The sequence below is a fragment of the Hyphomonas atlantica corrig. genome (assembly GCF_017795365.1).
Lineage (GTDB): Bacteria > Pseudomonadota > Alphaproteobacteria > Caulobacterales > Hyphomonadaceae > Hyphomonas > Hyphomonas atlantica.
The window spans coordinates 712,088-729,218 of record NZ_CP051254.1 but is presented as its reverse complement, the minus strand read 5'-3'; the positions used below and the strand labels follow the sequence as shown (position 1 = coordinate 729,218).

Annotated in this window: 22 protein-coding genes; 16 read left to right on the top strand and 6 right to left on the bottom strand. The window is 58.2% G+C overall.

The window, feature by feature from the left end; translation table 11 throughout:
- Positions 1 to 3 precede the first annotated feature (3 nt).
- Complete coding sequence (locus HF931_RS03690; RefSeq protein ID WP_273241917.1) at positions 4 to 804, bottom strand: glycosyltransferase family 2 protein; 801 nt, start codon at positions 802 to 804, stop codon at positions 4 to 6.
- Positions 805 to 908: 104 nt separating this feature from the next.
- Here HF931_RS03690 and HF931_RS03685 point away from each other — a divergent pair, with 104 nt between their 5' ends.
- The 10 genes from HF931_RS03685 (at position 909) to leuB (ending at position 8,797) form a co-directional block, all read left to right on the top strand.
- A complete protein-coding gene (locus tag HF931_RS03685) occupies positions 909 to 1,238 on the top strand; it encodes a DUF6614 family protein (RefSeq protein WP_273241915.1) in 330 nt (109 codons plus the stop codon).
- Positions 1,239 to 1,266: 28 nt separating this feature from the next.
- Positions 1,267 to 1,992, top strand: coding sequence for a tRNA (guanosine(37)-N1)-methyltransferase TrmD (gene trmD, locus HF931_RS03680; RefSeq protein WP_273241914.1), 726 nt, complete (start codon positions 1,267 to 1,269; stop codon positions 1,990 to 1,992).
- Entirely contained in the window at positions 1,979 to 2,545 is a 567-nt protein-coding gene (gene rplS / locus HF931_RS17140) for a 50S ribosomal protein L19 (RefSeq protein WP_035548966.1), read from the top strand. Before trmD ends, rplS begins: the two co-directional genes overlap by 14 nt.
- Before the next feature lie 96 nt (positions 2,546 to 2,641).
- Complete coding sequence (locus tag HF931_RS03670; RefSeq protein ID WP_273241913.1) at positions 2,642 to 3,079, top strand: SecDF P1 head subdomain-containing protein; 438 nt, start codon at positions 2,642 to 2,644, stop codon at positions 3,077 to 3,079.
- A 60-nt stretch (positions 3,080 to 3,139) separates the two neighbouring features.
- Entirely contained in the window at positions 3,140 to 4,534 is a 1,395-nt protein-coding gene (gene leuC, locus HF931_RS03665) for a 3-isopropylmalate dehydratase large subunit (RefSeq protein WP_273241912.1), read from the top strand.
- Positions 4,535 to 4,611: 77 nt separating this feature from the next.
- A complete protein-coding gene (gene cysK, locus HF931_RS03660; RefSeq protein WP_273241911.1) occupies positions 4,612 to 5,595 on the top strand; it encodes a cysteine synthase A in 984 nt (327 codons plus the stop codon).
- Positions 5,596 to 5,601: 6 nt separating this feature from the next.
- Complete coding sequence (locus HF931_RS03655) at positions 5,602 to 6,444, top strand: VOC family protein (RefSeq protein WP_273241910.1); 843 nt, start codon at positions 5,602 to 5,604, stop codon at positions 6,442 to 6,444.
- Positions 6,445 to 6,454: 10 nt separating this feature from the next.
- The gene (leuD, locus tag HF931_RS03650) at positions 6,455 to 7,084 is read left to right on the top strand and encodes a 3-isopropylmalate dehydratase small subunit (RefSeq protein ID WP_273241909.1); all 630 of its coding nucleotides are present in this window, start codon (positions 6,455 to 6,457) and stop codon (positions 7,082 to 7,084) included.
- The gene (locus tag HF931_RS03645; RefSeq protein ID WP_273241907.1) at positions 7,081 to 7,227 is read left to right on the top strand and encodes a hypothetical protein; all 147 of its coding nucleotides are present in this window, start codon (positions 7,081 to 7,083) and stop codon (positions 7,225 to 7,227) included. The genes leuD and HF931_RS03645 overlap by 4 nt, the downstream gene beginning before the upstream one ends.
- Before the next feature lie 517 nt (positions 7,228 to 7,744).
- The gene (leuB, locus tag HF931_RS03640) at positions 7,745 to 8,797 is read left to right on the top strand and encodes a 3-isopropylmalate dehydrogenase (protein ID WP_273241906.1); all 1,053 of its coding nucleotides are present in this window, start codon (positions 7,745 to 7,747) and stop codon (positions 8,795 to 8,797) included.
- Here leuB and HF931_RS03635 read toward each other — a convergent pair.
- Positions 8,794 to 9,594, bottom strand: a complete 801-nt coding sequence (locus HF931_RS03635) for a TIGR03084 family metal-binding protein (protein ID WP_273241905.1) — start codon at positions 9,592 to 9,594, stop codon at positions 8,794 to 8,796. The two genes, leuB and HF931_RS03635, sit on opposite strands and share 4 nt — an antisense overlap.
- Before the next feature lie 6 nt (positions 9,595 to 9,600).
- Positions 9,601 to 9,972, bottom strand: a complete 372-nt coding sequence (locus HF931_RS03630) for a nuclear transport factor 2 family protein (protein WP_273013580.1) — start codon at positions 9,970 to 9,972, stop codon at positions 9,601 to 9,603.
- A 123-nt stretch (positions 9,973 to 10,095) separates the two neighbouring features.
- Between HF931_RS03630 and HF931_RS03625 the strand changes: the two genes are divergently transcribed.
- A complete protein-coding gene (locus HF931_RS03625; protein ID WP_035548941.1) occupies positions 10,096 to 11,139 on the top strand; it encodes an aspartate-semialdehyde dehydrogenase in 1,044 nt (347 codons plus the stop codon).
- A 60-nt stretch (positions 11,140 to 11,199) separates the two neighbouring features.
- The gene (rarD, locus tag HF931_RS03620; RefSeq protein WP_035548938.1) at positions 11,200 to 12,108 is read left to right on the top strand and encodes an EamA family transporter RarD; all 909 of its coding nucleotides are present in this window, start codon (positions 11,200 to 11,202) and stop codon (positions 12,106 to 12,108) included.
- 92 nt (positions 12,109 to 12,200) lie between these two features.
- On the opposite strand, the gene HF931_RS03615 is transcribed toward rarD, so the two are convergent.
- Positions 12,201 to 12,824, bottom strand: a complete 624-nt coding sequence (locus HF931_RS03615) for a LysE family translocator (RefSeq protein ID WP_035548935.1) — start codon at positions 12,822 to 12,824, stop codon at positions 12,201 to 12,203.
- Positions 12,825 to 12,827: 3 nt separating this feature from the next.
- Complete coding sequence (locus HF931_RS03610; protein WP_035548933.1) at positions 12,828 to 13,931, bottom strand: serine hydrolase domain-containing protein; 1,104 nt, start codon at positions 13,929 to 13,931, stop codon at positions 12,828 to 12,830.
- A gap of 91 nt (positions 13,932 to 14,022) precedes the next feature.
- Here HF931_RS03610 and HF931_RS03605 point away from each other — a divergent pair, with 91 nt between their 5' ends.
- From HF931_RS03605 to HF931_RS03590, 4 genes are all read left to right on the top strand, one after another.
- Positions 14,023 to 14,907, top strand: a complete 885-nt coding sequence (locus tag HF931_RS03605; RefSeq protein WP_035548930.1) for an HpcH/HpaI aldolase/citrate lyase family protein — start codon at positions 14,023 to 14,025, stop codon at positions 14,905 to 14,907.
- A gap of 55 nt (positions 14,908 to 14,962) precedes the next feature.
- Complete coding sequence (locus tag HF931_RS03600) at positions 14,963 to 15,310, top strand: ArsC/Spx/MgsR family protein (RefSeq protein ID WP_035548927.1); 348 nt, start codon at positions 14,963 to 14,965, stop codon at positions 15,308 to 15,310.
- 76 nt (positions 15,311 to 15,386) lie between these two features.
- Positions 15,387 to 15,638, top strand: a complete 252-nt coding sequence (locus HF931_RS03595; RefSeq protein WP_162175946.1) for a hypothetical protein — start codon at positions 15,387 to 15,389, stop codon at positions 15,636 to 15,638.
- 38 nt (positions 15,639 to 15,676) lie between these two features.
- On the top strand, positions 15,677 to 16,729 hold the full coding sequence (locus HF931_RS03590; RefSeq protein ID WP_273241904.1) for a MaoC family dehydratase: 1,053 nt from the start codon (positions 15,677 to 15,679) through the stop codon (positions 16,727 to 16,729).
- Position 16,730: 1 nt separating this feature from the next.
- Here the strand turns inward: HF931_RS03590 and HF931_RS03585 are convergent, their stop codons facing one another.
- Positions 16,731 to 17,108 carry a winged helix-turn-helix transcriptional regulator gene (locus tag HF931_RS03585; RefSeq protein WP_273013594.1) on the bottom strand — a complete coding sequence of 126 codons (378 nt, stop codon included), beginning with the start codon at positions 17,106 to 17,108 and terminating at the stop codon, positions 16,731 to 16,733.
- Positions 17,109 to 17,131: the final 23 nt, after the last annotated feature.

The window sequence follows — 17,131 nt, the reverse complement described above, 5'->3', positions numbered from 1 at the left end:
CTGTTAATTCGCCCGCGGGTCGTGCCACTCGCGGGCGATGCCGTATCCGCCGCGGCGGATCAGCCAGAACATGCCGATCAGATCGAAAATGCCAGCGCCCAGACGGCCCAGAAAGCCATACTTGGACTCGCCTGCGAGACGCTTTCGGTCATTCACCATTTCTTCGCGTACATCCCATCCGGCCCGCTTGATCAGGGCAGGCAGGAAACGGTGCATGGAGGCGAAGAAGGGCAGGTCCCGGAAGGCTTCAGTCCGGATCAGCTTCCAGCCGCAGCCAGTGTCGGTCGCATCATCCTGCAGCACGAAACGGCGCACACCATTTGCGACACGCGATTGCAGCCATTTGAAGCCGGAATCATTCCGGCTGCTGCGTTTGCCCGCAATGATGCCGAGCCGGGGCGACGCGCCGGGTACAATGATGGTCTTCCAGAGCCGTGCTGTGTCCGCTGGATCGTTCTGGCCGTCGCCATCCAGCAGCTGTACCCACTGGCCCCGCACGGACTTCAAACCAGTGAACAGGGCCGCTGACTTGCCCCTGCGTTCGACGTGATTGAACACGACGACGGTATCCGGGTGTTTCGCCTTGGCTTCGGCCAACTCCCGTTCGGTAGCGTCGGACGAGCAATCATTCACGCAGACAATCTCGAAACTGATGCCCGCGAGTTGCTCGTGCACCTCGTCGATGACCGGGTGCACATTGCCTTCTTCATTGAAGAACGGGATCAGGACAGAGAGGGCAGGCGTGTCTGGCATAGTATTGCAGTAGAGCGTGGCGCGTAACCGGTCCAGTCTCGAGTGCTGCACGGCCTGTGTCACAGATTGCCTGGCCCGTCCGTCTTTAGACGGGCAGGGCAATTGCCAGCCCGATCTGGTCAGGGCATCAACCGAGTGAACAGCGGAGCGCGCACATGGACATCTATCACATCTGGTTCGATCTGAAGCCGGGCACCGATGAACGGGCTTTCGCCAGGGCGTTGCCGGCGTTTCTCGACCATATGAAAGACGATGGCCGGATCGAAACCTGGCGCATGATGCGATGCAAGCTGGGCCTCAGACCGGACGATGTGCGCGAATTCCATATCATGATCGAAACACGCGACCTCGCCCAACTCGATACGGCGTTTCGTGCAGCGGCCGCGCGGACAGGCGAGACCGACGCGTTGCATTTCAGCGCAAATGCCATGGTGACCAACATCAAATTCGGCCTGTTCCGCGACTGGCCGGATTGGTCGACCTGAGCGCGTGCCTGCTGTAAAGGCTCGGCTCATGTTCAAAGCGAGTTTCATCACCTTGTTTCCCGAAGCCTTTCCCGGGCCGCTCGGCGTTTCCATTTTGGAGCGCGCGCGCCGCGAGGGCATCTGGGACTATGAAACGGTCCAGCTGCGCGATTTCGGCCTCGGCAAGCACAAGAATGTCGATGCGCCCCCGGCCGGGGGCGGGGCTGGCATGGTGCTGCGTCCGGATGTGACAGCCGCAGCGCTGGACAGCATCGACACGGCCGGGAAGCCCCTGATCTATCTGTCTCCGCGCGGAGAGCCATTCTCGCAGAAGCTGGCGCGGGAATTGTCGATCGGGCCGGGCATGGTGATGATGTGCGGCCGGTTTGAGGGACTGGACGAGCGGGTGATCCGTGCGCGCGGCCTGAAAGAAGTGTCGATTGGGGATTTCGTGCTGGCCGGTGGAGAGGTGGCGGCCATGGCGATGACGGAAGCCGTCGTGCGCCTGTTGCCTGGTGTCGCGGGAAACGAAGCCTCTCTGGATGAGGAATCCTTTGAGACCGGATTGCTCGAACATGACCAGTATACGCTGCCGCGAGAGTGGGAAGGGCACCCGACTCCGGAGGTTCTGCTGTCTGGAGACCACAAACGCATACAAGAATGGCGGTTTAACAGCGCAAAGTCGTTGACATTTGAGCGCCGCCCCGATTTATACGCCGCTTACTCCAAGACCAACGAATTACAACCGCCGGAGACAGGCGATGAACATGATTGAACAGCTCGAAGCGGAAGAGTTTTCCCGCGTTGTCGGCGAAAAGAACATCCCGGAATTTTCCCCGGGTGACACGCTGTCCGTGAACGTCCGCATCAAGGAAGGCGACCGTGAGCGCGTCCAGCGCTTTGAAGGCGTCTGCATTGCCCGCGCAGGCGGTGGCATCAATGAGAGCTTCACGGTTCGCAAGATCTCTTTCGGTGAAGGCGTCGAGCGTGTGTTCCCGCTGGCCTCTCCGATGATCGAGAGCATTGAAGTGAAGCGCAAAGGCCGCGTGCGCCGTGCGAAACTCTACTATCTGCGCGACCGTCGCGGTAAGTCTGCCCGTATCGCAGAGCGTACCACAGGCCACGGTATTGAGACGGTCGAGATCGCCGTTTCCAAGACCGAGCGCCGTCGCCAGAAAGACGCTGAAAAAGCTGCCCGCAAGGAAGCTGCTGCGAAGGCTCGCGAAGAAGCTGCAAAAGCGAAAGCTGCTGAAGAGGCCGCCGCGGCCGCAGCTGCTGAAGCTGAAGCAGCTGCTGCAGCCTCCGAAGAAGGCGCTGCTGAAGAATAGAGACCTGGCTACAGGCCGGTCATTCAAGAACGCCCCGCCGAAAGGTTGGGGCGTTTTTGCTTTTGGGCGTTTCGAATCTATGTCAGCCTTGGGGGCATGAAACGCCTGATCGCCTTGCTCACCACTCTCGTTGCCTTGCCCGCCTGTCAGCCCGTGGAAGAAGATGCGTTGCGCATCTCGGTGCCGGCCTGCCGCCCGCCGGATGTTCCGCAAGGTATCCTGTCGATCGCGGATACCCAGTTCAAACCCTATCGTATCCAGGCCACCGCAACGGAAGATGCGACGGGCCGGCCAGCGCTGTCGATCAAGTTCGATGACGAAAGTGCAGCAAAGCTCGCGGCCATCACGGAAGCGCATATCGGGGAGGCGGTGCCCTTGCGTATTGACGATGAAGTTCTCATGTCCCCCAGAGTGATGGAACGAATTTCCGGCGGGAATATTCTCGTGTCAGGTGATTTCGAGATCGATGAGCTGGATGTGCTGGCCGTGAGGCTGGCGCCGCCCTGTGATCAAGAGTCGCCCCGCGCCAATTAACCCCTTTCCAGCCGGGCGCGCGTCGCTATTGTGCGCCGCGACATAACAGGAATGGGCCCAATGGCTGGCAAGACACTTTACGACAAGATCTGGGACGCGCATGTGGTGCACACTGATGAGAGCGGCGAAAGCCTTCTCTACATCGATTTGCACCTGATCCACGAGGTCACCACGCCCCAGGCCTTCGCCGGTTTGAAGGCCGCAGGCCGCGGTGTCCGCCGCCGCGACCTGACGCTTGCCGTGGCAGATCACAATACGCCAACTGAAAATCAGGCTGCAGGTCTCGCAGGCGTGCAAGATCCGGAGGCTCGCAACCAACTGGAAACACTGACCCGTAATGTGGCCGAATACGACATCGAGTATTTCCCGATGGGCGATATTCGAAACGGGATTGTGCATGTGGTCGGGCCGGAGCAGGGGCGCACCCAGCCGGGCATGACCATTGTTTGCGGCGATAGCCACACCTCCACACATGGGGCATTCGGCGCTCTGGCGCACGGGATCGGAACCTCTGAAGTTGAGCATGTTCTGGCGACGCAGACCCTGCGGGCGCGAAAGTCCAAGAACATGGCCATCGAAGTTACGGGCGATTTGCGCGAAGGCGTGACCGCCAAGGACCTTGCGCTGCACATCATCTCCGTCATCGGCACCGCCGGAGGCACCGGTTATGTGATGGAGTATCGCGGCGAAGCCATCCGCAAGCTGAGCATGGAGGGGCGCATGACTCTGTGCAATCTGTCCATTGAGGGCGGCGCGCGGGCGGGTCTGGTCGCGCCCGACGAAACAACTTTTGACTATATGAAAGGCCGCCCCGCCTCACCGAAAGGTGGCGCTTGGGATGTTGCGAAATCCTATTGGGAAACGTTGTTCTCCGATGATGACGCAGTGTTTGATGAAGTCGTTCGCATCAAGGGTGAGGATGTAGAGCCGACGCTGACCTGGGGCACCAGCCCGGAACAGGCCATTCCGCTATCTGGCATCATTCCGAAACCGGAAGATTTTGCAGACCCGGTCAAGGCCGCAGCCTGCGAACGCGCGCTGGCCTATATGGGGCTGGAAGGCGGCACGCCGATCAAGGGCACGCCCGTGCAACGCGTTTTTATCGGCTCGTGCACGAACAGCCGGATCGAGGATCTGCGCGCCGCCGCCGAAGTCGCCAAGGGGAACAAGGTCGCTGACGGCGTGCGGGCAATGGTTGTGCCGGGATCAGGCCTCGTGCGCGCACAGGCAGAATCCGAAGGGCTCGACGAGATTTTCATCGAGGCCGGGTTTGAATGGCGCGAGCCGGGCTGTTCCATGTGCCTTGGCATGAACCCGGACACGCTGGCTCCGGGCGAGCGCTGCGCGTCGACATCCAACCGAAATTTCGAGGGCCGTCAGGGCCGCGACGGCCGAACCCATCTGATGAGTCCAGCCTTGGCAGCGCGCGCCGCTGTGCATGGTGTGATTGGCTAAACCGATCCTTCAGTTGCGTCTGGCGCGGCTTGGGCAGATAGTCCGCCACATCAGATCAAAGCCGAGGGAGCAAACCCATGAGCACTACCGTCACACTGCCCGGAAACATCAAGCTGGATGGCCCGCGCGGGCGGACCTATGCCTCGATCCTGGAAACCGTTGGCTCGACGCCACTGGTGGCTGCGCCGAAGTTTGCGGAGTCCGAAGGCATCAAGGCCAATCTTCTCTTCAAGTGCGAGTTCTTCAATCCACTCGCCAGCGTGAAGGACCGGATCGCGCTCAACATGATCGTGCAGCTGGAGGCCAGCGGCAAGCTGTCACCGGGCGGCGTGCTGGTTGAGCCGACGTCTGGAAACACCGGCATCGGCCTCGCCTTTGCGGCGGCCAGCCGAGGCTATCGCCTGATTTTGACCATGCCGGAATCCATGTCCATCGAGCGGCGCAAGATGCTGGCCTATCTGGGCGCAGAGCTGGTTCTGACCCCAAAAGAGAAGGGGATGGGAGGTGCCATTTCGAAAGCGCAGGAAATTCTGTCTGAAACACCCGGCGCTGTTATGCCGAGCCAGTTCGACAACCCGGCCAACCCTGAAATTCACGAGAAGACTACGGCAGAGGAAATCTGGGCGGACACGGATGGGGCGGTGGATGCCGTTCTGTCCGGCATCGGAACCGGCGGCACGTTCACCGGCTGCGGCCGGGTGCTGAAGGCTCGCAAGCCGGGCCTGAAGATGATGGCGATCGAGCCCGAAGGTAGCCCGGTCCTGTCTGGTGGAGAGCCCGGACCACATACGATCCAGGGTATTGGCGCCGGCTTTATTCCGGGCAACGCCGATACGAGCCTGATAGACGAAGTGGTCAAAGTGTCGAATGAGGAGTCGTTTGAAACGGCTCGCAAACTGGCCCAGCTTGAAGGCATTCCGGGCGGCATCTCTTCAGGCGCGGCGGCCGCAGCGGCGGTGAAGGTCGGAACGCGCGACGACATGGCGGGGAAGACGTTGGTCGTGATCCTGCCGAGTTTTGCTGAGCGTTATGTCTCGACGGCGCTTTTTGAGGGCCTCTAACGACACATGATCTCCGGTCTCGATCATTTCGTTCTCGTCTGCCCCGATATCGCGATGGGCACTGCCATTTATGAGCGCCTGCTTGGGCGGTCAGTAGACTGGCGGGCGTCATCCGGCGGAGCTGCGACGGCGCTCTTCAGACTGGGCAATACAAGCCTCGAACTGATGGCGCCGGATGGGGAGGGGACTGTCGCTGACCGGTTGCGTGAAATCATCTCGGAAGAGGGGCCCGGGCTGAAAAGCCTGGCCTTCGGCACTGACGATATCGCTCTGGCACATCACAAGCTGACGCGCCGCGGCCTGATGCCGGATGAAGTTGCTGGAGGTGCCAGTACGAACGAAATCGACGGCAACACGCGCAAATGGTCACGTTTTCGGTGTTCGGACTCCCAAACGGCCGGTGTGAAGACGTTTGTTGTCAGCCCGGAGTCATCATTGCCCTTGGCAGATGCGCTGGCGAGCAGTGCCAAATCTCTCGATCATGTTGTCATCAACACACCCAATCCTGACAGGGCGTTGGGTCTGTACGGCGCGCGCTTGGGACTGGATCTGGCGCTCGATCGGACCCGGGAGGAATGGAAGACGCGGTTCCTGTTTTTCCGGACCGGCGGTCTGACGTTTGAGGTGATCCATCGCCTGGGAGAGACGCATGACCCGTCTGCGCCTGACAGTATCTGGGGCCTGACCTGGGAAGTGGACGATCTTTCCGCGGCTCATGCGCGATTGACCGAAGCCGGGTTCAATGTCTCTGAACAGCGAACTGGCCGGAAGCCTGGCTCGACTGTCTTTACTGTCCGCGACGGCACGCTCGGCGTGCCCACTCTGTTCATCGCTCATTCTTCACGCTAGGAAGCCGCTCATGAAAGCATTTACCCAACTTACCGGAACGGCTGCGCCTTTGCTCGAAAAGGGCAAGCCGATGTCCAATGTCGACACTGACATGATTATTCCAAAGCAATTTCTGAAGACGACGGAACGCACGGGCTTGTCGAAAGGCCTGTTTCACGAGTTGAAAACGCTGTCCGATGGATCGCCAAAAGCTGATTTCGTTTTGAACCGTCCTGAATATGCGAAAGCGAGCATCCTGATCGCGGGTGAAAATTTCGGTTGCGGATCCTCTCGTGAGCACGCGCCCTGGGCTTTGCTGGACCAGGGGATTACTTGCGTTATCGCGCCGAGCTTTGCCGATATCTTCCACAACAATTGCTACAAGAACGGAATCTTGCCTGTCCGGTTGCCAGTTGATGTCTGCCAGAAACTGGCGGATCAGGCAGGTGGTGCGAACCACGTCTTTACGGTGGACCTGGAAGCCCAGATCGTCACCGCGCCGGACGGCGAAACTTTCGCATTCGAGGTGGACGAAGGGCGCAAGGCGAATTTGATGGCTGGCCTCGATGAGATCGGTAGCTCCATGATGGCGGCTTCTGAGATCGATACGTTCGAAGCGAAACGGCGCGTGTCTATGCCTTGGTTGGAAAAGACAGCATGATCCGACTGATTGGAAGCACTATCGCGCTTGTTGCATTGATCCACGTTTCGGCGTGTCACACTGACCCTTTCGGTCTGGAGCCAGAGGTGGATATCACATTGCCGGATGATACGGCCGACAACAAAGAAGTGCATCCGAAATAGGGGTTCGATCTTGGCACAGCATGATTGAAGGCGGATCAATATCGTGGCGTCTATCGATGTTCGTTCGACTTCGAAACACTTTTTTCTCGTTTGGGTTTCTCGTTAGGAAAGAAGTTATTGCCTGCGGGTGCCACCGCGCCTACTCAGCTTGAATATCAACCAATTTATCTGGAGAACATCGAATGAAGTGTGTTCAGCCTGTTTTCGTTGTAGTTATGGTATCTGTCGTGGCGTCATGCGCTAGTTCACCGAAGACGAAAAGCATGTCTTTCGAGGAGGGAGCGAAGACCGAATGTCGCTCTATTCAGGAGTTTGGATCAATTCTGCCTAAACGTGTGTGCAACAATAAGGCGACGTGGGCCGCGATTGATGAACGCAACAGAGAGCAAGCTAAGGAATTCAAGGACGCGGTTGATCGTCGTTATACTCCAATTGAAAAAGATCCGGGAATGTAGGCGTTTGTTTTGAAAGAATATCTTACAAACCGAACAAAAACCAAACTTAGTGGAGCCTCACAGTGAAACAGACCCTTCTTCTTTTGCCCGGTGATGGAATTGGCCCGGAAGTGGTTGCCGAAGTACGCCGTCTGGCAGGTGTGGTGGCCCCGGACCTGGAGCTTCAGGAAGGTCTGGTTGGCGGCGCATCCTATGACGCGCACGGCACACCCTTGACGGACGATACACTTAACCTGGCACGAAGGTCGGATGCGGTGCTCCTGGGGGCGGTTGGCGGACCGAAATGGAATGGCGTTTCTCGCGACAAGCGCCCGGAGGCCGGGTTGCTGGCCTTGCGCAAAGGGCTGGATGTTTTCGCAAATCTTCGCCCTGCTTTCTGTTTCCCGGCCCTCGTGAGCGCGTCGAGCCTGAAACCGGAAATCGTTCAAGGCCTCGATATCATGATCGTCCGGGAGCTGACGGGCGGCGTTTATTTCGGAACCCCGCGGGGCATCGATGAAAAGGGCGGCCTGCGCCGCGGGTACGACACATCTATCTATACCCATCCGGAAGTCGAGCGCGTGACGCGTGTGGCGTTTGAGGTTGCACGCGGTCGCGATGGCCGTGTCTGCTCAGTAGAGAAATCAAACGTCATGGAAACAGGTCTTTTTTGGCGCCAGGAAGTAACCTTGACGCACGCCGAGCACGGCGCGGGTGTTGAGCTAAGTCATATGTACGCTGACGCCTGCGCGATGGAACTGGTCCGGGCCCCAAAACAGTTCGATGTAATTCTTGCGGGCAACCTGTTCGGAGATATCCTGTCTGATGAAGCCGCCATGTTGACCGGTTCAATCGGCATGCTGCCATCCGCGTCTCTGGGTGATGAAGGCACGCCGGGGCTTTATGAGCCTGTGCATGGATCCGCCCCCGACATAGCAGGGCAGGGGATTGCCAATCCGTGTGCGGCTATCCTGTCTCTGGAAATGGCCCTTCGCTGGTCTCTGGGCCGCGAGAAGGCTGCGGATGCCCTGTTCGCAGCGGTCGGTTCAGCGCTTGAGAAAGGCGCGCGAACGCGTGACCTCGGTGGTGAGCTGACTACGCGCCAGATGGCGGATGCGGTCATCGCCGTTCTCTAGTTCCGAGGACGCATGAATCTCGTGCCGGGCGCAGGCGGAGGATTGGGTGGTCCGGCAAAACACTGGGCCTGTTCCATCCAGGCCGCAGCGTTTGTGCCAGTGACGGATAAACTGGTATCCGCAATGTTCCGGACCTGCGTAACGACCTGACAGAATTCTTCGGCGAGTCCGATGATGCGCTCATCGGCTTGCTCATCGCCAAATGTCCATTCCTCTCCGGAAGGCGCGGTCAAGAGCAGATAGGGCATTGGCTCAGGAACCTGCTGCTTCCGGTTCGCAAATGTCCAGCCATACGTATTTACACCCAGCACGACGATGTTCCGGATACGGTCGGCATTCTGGCGGGTTACTCCGAGCAGGTCGTACACTTCCTGTCCATGTGCCCATGTTTCCATCAAGCGGGCGGTAATTGACGAGCGCGCGCTCATGCTTGGGCCGACCCATTTGAGGCGCAGCCCCGGATCTGTCGACGCGAAAACGTCTGCTGTCTTGTGCGCCAGTTGGAGCCATTCGCTCCGAAGGGCGCGGCCGGAAAGTCCATTGAAATGGGCCTCCTCATGGGCAGGGAGGGCCCCATCGCGAAGCGCGTTTGTCAGGTCAACGACAAGCGCTTCAAAAGCGGTTTCATCTGTAACTGAAAGCAGGGCGCCCTTGTTCCAGAAGTGCAAGTGACGCAATACCATATCTATGGTCCAGGCCTTGAACGCCGTTTCCTGAAGATAGTCGGAGTCATCAAGTGGCGCGATCAGGTCCGACAGCGTCTTCGTTTCATCGAGAAAATCCGTAGCCTGTTGCATGACTGCTTAGCTGTAATCAGCGATACGACACAGCAGATCGCCCCGAAATTCAAAGAAACTGGCGCCTCGAACTTTTACGGTCTCGCCGGTCTTGACCCCATTGGGCAAATCGACCGCGGCCTTGCCTTCAAACTCGATTTCCGCCGCGGCTTTTCCGCCGCCGCTTACGAGATTGACGAGTCTTTGACGGCGGTAGGAAAATGCGTTGCCGGACAGTTCTGCAACCTGTCGCATCATGTCCTTCCCATCAAGACGCATGGATTGACCCGTATTCGAGATATTCTCGAAAACGACATCCTGCGTCACGCAATCGAGCATGCCGTCAATATCGCGTGCATTGTAACAGGCGAGATAGCGGTTGATCACGTCATTCAGCATGGCTTCAGCTCCAATGGTCGCGCCTTGTCAGGTCTGCCTTAGCAGCAAGTCATTAGCAACAGGCTTTAACAAACGTCCAAGATGCGCCATAAGCCCGGTTCATTTTGTAGGAGCAGTAATATCATGGCCACCCGGATCGCAGTCGTCGGCGCAACAGGTAATGTCGGACGCGAACTGTTGAACATTCTGGAGGAACGCATGTTCCCCGCCGATGAAGTGTTCGCGGTTGCCTCCCGCCGGTCTCTTGGCAAGGAAGTTTCCTATGGGGACCGCACCCTGAAGTGTCACGATATTGAGCAATTCGACTTTTCGCAGGTCGATCTCGTCCTCATGTCTGCCGGCGGGTCGACCGCCAAGGAGTGGGCGCCGAAAATTGCGAAGGCCGGTGCGATTACCATCGACAATTCGTCCGCATGGCGGATGGACCCGGATGTGCCGCTGGTTGTTCCCGAGTGCAATGGCGAAGCGGTGCTGGACTACAAGAAGAAGATGATCATCGCGAACCCGAACTGTTCCACGGCGCAGCTGGTTGTGGCGCTGAAGCCGCTACACGATGCCGTGGGCATCACGCGCGTCGTCTGTTCGACTTATCAATCCGTATCTGGCGCAGGCAAGGATGCGATGGACGAGCTCTGGAATCAGACACGCGGTGTGTTCGTGAATGACGAGCCGACCCCGGAAGTCTTCCAGAAGGAAATCGCCTTCAACGTGATCCCTCAGATCGATGTCTTCATGGACGATGGATTCACCAAGGAAGAGTGGAAAATGCGCGTCGAGACGAAGAAAATTCTCGACCCAGCCATTGAACTGACCGCGACCTGTGTGCGTGTGCCGGTTTTTGTTGGCCATTCGGAAGCCGTGAATGTTGAGCTTGCCGGGCCGATGAGTGCAAAACAGGCCAAGGAAATCCTGCGCGAAAGCCCAGGCATCATGCTGGTCGACGATCCGAAGGAAGAACTCTACATCACGCCGAAAGAGTGCGTGGGCGAATGGGCGACTTACATCTCCCGTGTTCGTGTCGACCCGACCGTTGAAAATGGCCTCGCTTTCTGGTGTGTCTCTGACAATCTGCGCAAAGGCGCCGCATTGAATGCGGTTCAAATTGCCGAGGAACTCCTGAACCGCGGCATACTGAAACCGGAAAAACAGCCTGTCGTCACGAACTGACACGCTTCGAAGCAATAATTGGGTGGCTTTTTCTCATGGCTCAGTGCTAGGCGCTGGGCCATGAACGCTGAAACACGCCTTGGATTTGTTGCCGGCCTGGGGGCCTATTTCATCTGGGGGAGCTTGCCGCTCTACATCCGGCTGATGCAGCACATCGGTGCGGCAGACCTGCTTGCACATCGCGTGGTCTGGTCCGTCCCCACCGCTCTGATTTTCATAGCCATTGCCGCGAACTGGCGCGACGTCCGCGCCGCCGTGAAATGGGACAAGCTGAAATGGCTTCTCATCTCCGGTCTGCTGATCGGGGCGAATTGGGGATGCTATATCTGGGCCGTGAATGCTGGCAGGACGATGGAGGCGTCGCTCGGCTACTACATCAATCCGCTGGTGAATGTCGTATTCGGCATGATTTTCTTCTCCGAGCGCTTGCGGATCGCGCAATGGATTGCGGTGGCCATTGCAACAGTCGGCGTTGGTATACTGACTGTCGCATTCGGACGCGTGCCCTGGGTTGCTTTGTTCCTGTGCATGACATTTGCCTGTTACTCCCTCATCCGAAAACAAGTCGCAATCGACAGCCGTGCGGGCTTCCTGATGGAAGTCTTGTTGCTGGTGCCTTTTGCCGTCAGCTGGCTGGCCTGGGTTGCGGGGCAGCCTGACGCGCGCGTGTTCGGAGATGGGGGGTGGGATGTTGCGTTGCTGGTGGCGGCCGGACCGATAACATCGGTACCGCTGATCTTGTTTGCGCTGTCTGCACGGCGATTGAAACTCTCGACCATCGGTATGATGCAATATGTCGGGCCCACACTTCAGTTCCTGATCGCCGTGCTTTTGTTCAGGGAACCGTTCGGTTGGACTCACGCTGCCGCATTTGGCTTTATCTGGACCGCACTCGTCGTGTTCACCACTGACAGTGTGATGGGAGAAGCAAAGGCGCGGCGGCTGGCTCGGGCGGCGCGTGTCAGCTAAAAAAGGGCCTCGGCGCAATATTTGCCGAGGCCAAAGGGGATTTAGCATGATTGGAGTTGCCTCCGATCACATTCTCGCAATCTTCGTGCCAACTAGTTGCACGTGTTCCCTGTAGAGACGGCAATCCACGCGGCTATGGCCAGCATCATGATGGCGAACACGCCACGGGTGACCGGTGCGGTTCGATAGGTTTCAAGTGTAGTGCCCAAGCGTGCGCCCAGCAGAACAATCAGGGTGTGTATGAAGGTGGCAATCGCGACATGAATCACCCCCAATGCGGTGATCTGAAGCCAGACCGGCCCGACTTGGGCATTGGCGAATTGTCCGACGACAACGACGTAGAACACCAAAGCCTTGGGGTTCAGCAGGTTTGCCACCAACCCGCGCCAGAAACCATCCGCATTATTTCGATTGAGGGGCGACGTTTCGCCTGTGTCCTGCCACGCTTCGTAGGCGAGGAAAACCATGAAGGCGACCCCGGACCAACGGAGCATTTCGTACAGCACAGGCATCTGCCCGAGCAGGGCAGAAAGGCCCGTGGCTGCGGCCATTAACTGGGCGGTCAGTCCAAGGGCGATCCCACAGACCGCCAACATGCCGGCACGTCGCCCTCGTTGTGCGGATAATGCCGCCAACCATCCCATGTTCGGACCGGGCGTGAGTTCAATGGCCGCCATGGCGACCAGGAAAGCTGCCCAGTCTACATGGCTCAACATCGATCAGAGACACTCATAGGCGGCTTCGACAAGGCGCACGGCGCGCGGGTCACCGACAAGGATGTTGGACTGACGGTTCATCACATAGGCGCAGGTTAATCCGTTGCGCTGGTCCGCGATGGCCATTGAGCCCCCCCAGCCGCAATGACCGAGCGTGGTGGGTTCTGGCCCAAACAGGCCATGCGTGTTGTGCATGATGCCCGCGCCGAAGCTCGTGATCATGGGGAGGACGAGATCTGGCCCATGAGTCCGCGCCGAGGAGAGGGCATCGAATGTCGTCGCATTCATCAATGCGCCGCCGCCCTTTGTGTAGGTTTCGTACAAATGGGCAACAGAGAGGGCAGTGCCGTGGCCGTTGGCTGACGGAATTTCGATCTCCCGCCAGATTGCGCCGCCGCGATTGGGCGCAGACCATTTACTGATAAAGGCGGCCCGCCGGGCCGGGGTGATTTCGCCAAGGTCGGCGAGGGCGCGCGGGCGCTGAATATCGGCGCAGCGATCGTGTTCGCTGGCGGGCGTTCCAATCATGAAATCAATATTCGGGAACAGGCTGCGCAAGGTGGTGCCCAGCGTCTCTCCGCTTATGCGGCGGGCGATCTCTCCAACCAGATAGCCCCAGCTCAACGGATGGTAGCCATGCGCGCTTCCGGGAGGCCACATCGGAGTGAGTTCAGCGAGGGCGGCCGCGCAGGAGGGAGGATCCAGCCAGAGTTCTGGATCGATCTCATCGGGGAAGCCCGGCAAGCCTGCCTGATGGCTGGCAACCTGTCCGATGGTGACATCGCCTTTTCCATTGGCTGAAAATTCTGGCCAGACATCTGCGACAGCCGTTTCGAAGCCCGCTGGCAAGCGCTCGACCAGATGGGCCAGAACAAGAGCAGCAATACCCTTTGTTGTGGAGTACACCGGCACGAGCGTCTCGTTCGTCCAGGGTGCTTCCTTCTTGCGGTCAGCCCAGCCGCCGATGAGATTTACGACAACGTCTCCATCCTTGATCACCGCGAAGCCGGCGCCGAGTTCTTCGCCATCCGCAAAGTTCTTGTCGAACGCATCTCGGACGGCTTCAAAACTAGGTTCGACGATGCCAGCAATCGGGGATGCAGTCATGAAGGGCGACCTTTGGAGCTATTGATCTTTGGACAGTGACGGTTCACCTGTTTTCGCCGAACAAGTCAAACAATCGAGGAAATACCCATCCATGCCTGAAGCGCTTCACCGTCCCCGCCGTTCCTGCCTTTACATGCCCGGTGCGAATGAGCGTGCCTTGGAAAAAGCCAAATCTCTCGCCGCCGATACGGTTATCATGGACCTCGAGGATGCTGTTGCTCCCGACGCGAAAGAGGCGGCGAGGGAAACGATCCGCGCTGCCATACAGGGGGGCGGCTACGGACATCGTGAAATCGTCGTCCGCATGAACGGTCTGGACACCGAATGGGGGCAGGCAGACCTTAAAATGGCGGTGGATTCGGGCGCACATGCCTTGCTGGCACCGAAAGTCATAGATGGCAGCGATATCGACCGTCTTGATGATGCGATGAGCCGGGCCGGGGCTCCTGCCGATATGGGGCTTTGGGTTATGATTGAGATGCCGAAGGCCATCCTGAACATCAAGGACATCGCAGAAGCCGTGGGCCGCACACGCCTGACGACTTTTGTCATGGGCACCAATGATCTTGCAAAAGAGTACCGCGCGCGGATGACGCCGGACCGCCTAGCGTTTCAAACGGCCCTTCAACTGTCCGTGGCCGCCGCGCGTGCCTACAACATCATCGCGATTGATGGGGTCTACAATGACATCAAGAATGAGCAGGGCCTGATCGATGAGTGCGAGCAAGGTCGCGATCTGGGCTTCGACGGCAAAACGCTGATCCACCCTTCGCAGCTCGATACAGCAAACCGTGTGTTCGCCCCGAGCCCTCATGATGTGGAGCATGCCCAAGCTGTAATCGAAGCGTTTGCCGATCCCGAGAACGCAGGCAAAGGCGTTTTGAAGGTGAACGGCAAAATGACGGAACTGCTGCATCTTGAGGAAGCCCGCCGCGCTGTGGAGATGGACAAGGCTATTCGCGCTTTCGAGGCGTGATGCGCCACGATATCGGGTAGTTTCAGGGTAAACACTTACGCATTCAGGCATCGACATGACCTACACATATCTTCACCATTCCGGCTGCAGCACATCTCGAAAGGGGCTCGCCCTTCTGCAGGAGAACGGCATTGATCCAAAGATCCGAAAATACATGAACGCATCAGAGCAGCTTGGCGAAAGCGAGTTGCGAGATATCGCCAAGAAACTCGGGGCTGACTCGCCCCGCGCTTTTTTGCGCGACAAGAACGCGACGGATGTTGGCATTGATGCGACATCAACGGACGACGAAATTTACGCGGCAATGGCTGCGAACCCGAAGATCATCCAGAGACCGATCCTGATAAAGGGCAAGAAAGCTGCGCTTGGTCGCCCGATCGAGACCATGCTCGAACTGAAATAGCCGGGAAGGTCTGTGAAATTTCACAGATCTTCCACGCGAAGCCTCAACCACTGTCTGGCACAGCAGGATCATGATCGTGTTCATGATTCTTGCTGGCCTTCTGGTCGCCTTCTCCGCTTTTTGCACGCTGGGCGTGCCATACATGCTCGCCGGACCGCGCATGCTGGACGAATTTTCTGAGAATCGAGAGCAGCAGATGATGTGCGGCCTGCTTGCGACCGCTACCATAGGTATCCTCCTGCTGCCCTTCGTCTCACCGGCCTTGATTTCCAGTGCCAGTGACGGTCAGGTGATCGCCGATCTGTATCTGGGGCATGTCGCGGCCTGACGCCGGGAAATATTGCCCCCAACTGACCTGAGGGGCGTATGACCAGCACATCGAAATCCAATCCCGGCCATTTCTTCGAAGATTTTTCTGTTGGCATGCCACTTGTGCACGCAACGCCACAGACGCTGACAGAAGGTGACATCGCGCTCTATCGCGCGCTCACCGGGGGACGTTTTGTGCAGTATTCCTCTTCCGAGTTCGCGAAGGCGGCCGGATATCCAGGCCTCTCGATAGACCCGCTGCACGCGTTCCATGTTGTTTTCGGCAAGTCTGTTCCAGACGTGTCTCTGAATGCTGTCGCGAATCTCGGATACGCTGATGGTCGCTTCTCGCAGCCGGTTATGCCGGGCGATACCTTGAATACGGTGTCTGAAGTCATTGGCCTAAAGGAGAATTCCAACGGTAAGACCGGTGTCGTCTGGGTTCGCACTCGCGGCACGAACCAGCGCGGTGAAGAGGTCATGTCCTTTGTGCGCTGGGTGATGGTCAACAAGCGTGATGCGAGTTCTCCAGCGCCTGAAGCCGTGATCCCGGACCTGCCCAAAAGCGTGCCGGGCGTTGAACTATCTGGCTTCGCGGCAATGGACAGTTGGGACACATCCCTCTCCGGAAGCGAGCACATGTTTGAAGACTATGAGGTCGGTGAGAAGATCAATCATGTCGACGGCATGACTGTTGAAGAGGCGGAGCATCAGATCGCGACGCGCCTGTATCAGAACACAGCAAAAGTTCATTTTGACGCCCATGGTCAGAAGTCGAGCCGGTTCGGCAAGCGTCTGATCTATGGCGGTGTTGTCATTTCAATCGCGCGGTCGCTGGCATTCAATGGCTTGGCCAATGCCGGACACATGCTCGCGATCAACGCCGGCACCCATGCGAGCCCACTGTTCGCAGGAGATACGATCTATGCCTGGAGCGAAGTGCTCGAGAAGACTGAGCTATCTGACAATGTCGGCGCACTGCGTCTTCGACTCGTCGCGGTGAAAGATCAGGATCCGGGCGCGTTCGCCTACAAGACAGAAGATGGCAAATACGCCGATGGCGTGTTGCTGGACTTTGACTACTGGGCCGCCATTCCGCGCGAGCGCTAGGTCAGGCTTCGCCTTCCGGTTTTCGTTCACCCCAGAGAAGAAGTGCATCGAGCGCCGGGCAGAGCTTTTCGCCCCAGTCTGTGAGGCAGTATTCCACTCTAGGCGGCACTTCGGGATGAACGATGCGCCTCACAAGGCCGTCGGCCTCCAGTTTGCGTAGCTGTTGGATCAGCATCTTCTGGGACACGGCCGGAATTGCCCGTTCGAGATCAGAGAAACGCATCAATCGCTCGCCGAAAAGATGGAAGAGAATAAGAATCTTCCATCGGCCTTCCAGCATGCGCAGAGCGGCCTCTACACCTTCTGCGGCAGACAGCGGCGTATACTCCGGGCGCACACTTTCGGGTAAGTACCCGACTTTTTTGTCCGTACTTGTCATTTATTCTGGCTAGATCGATATCG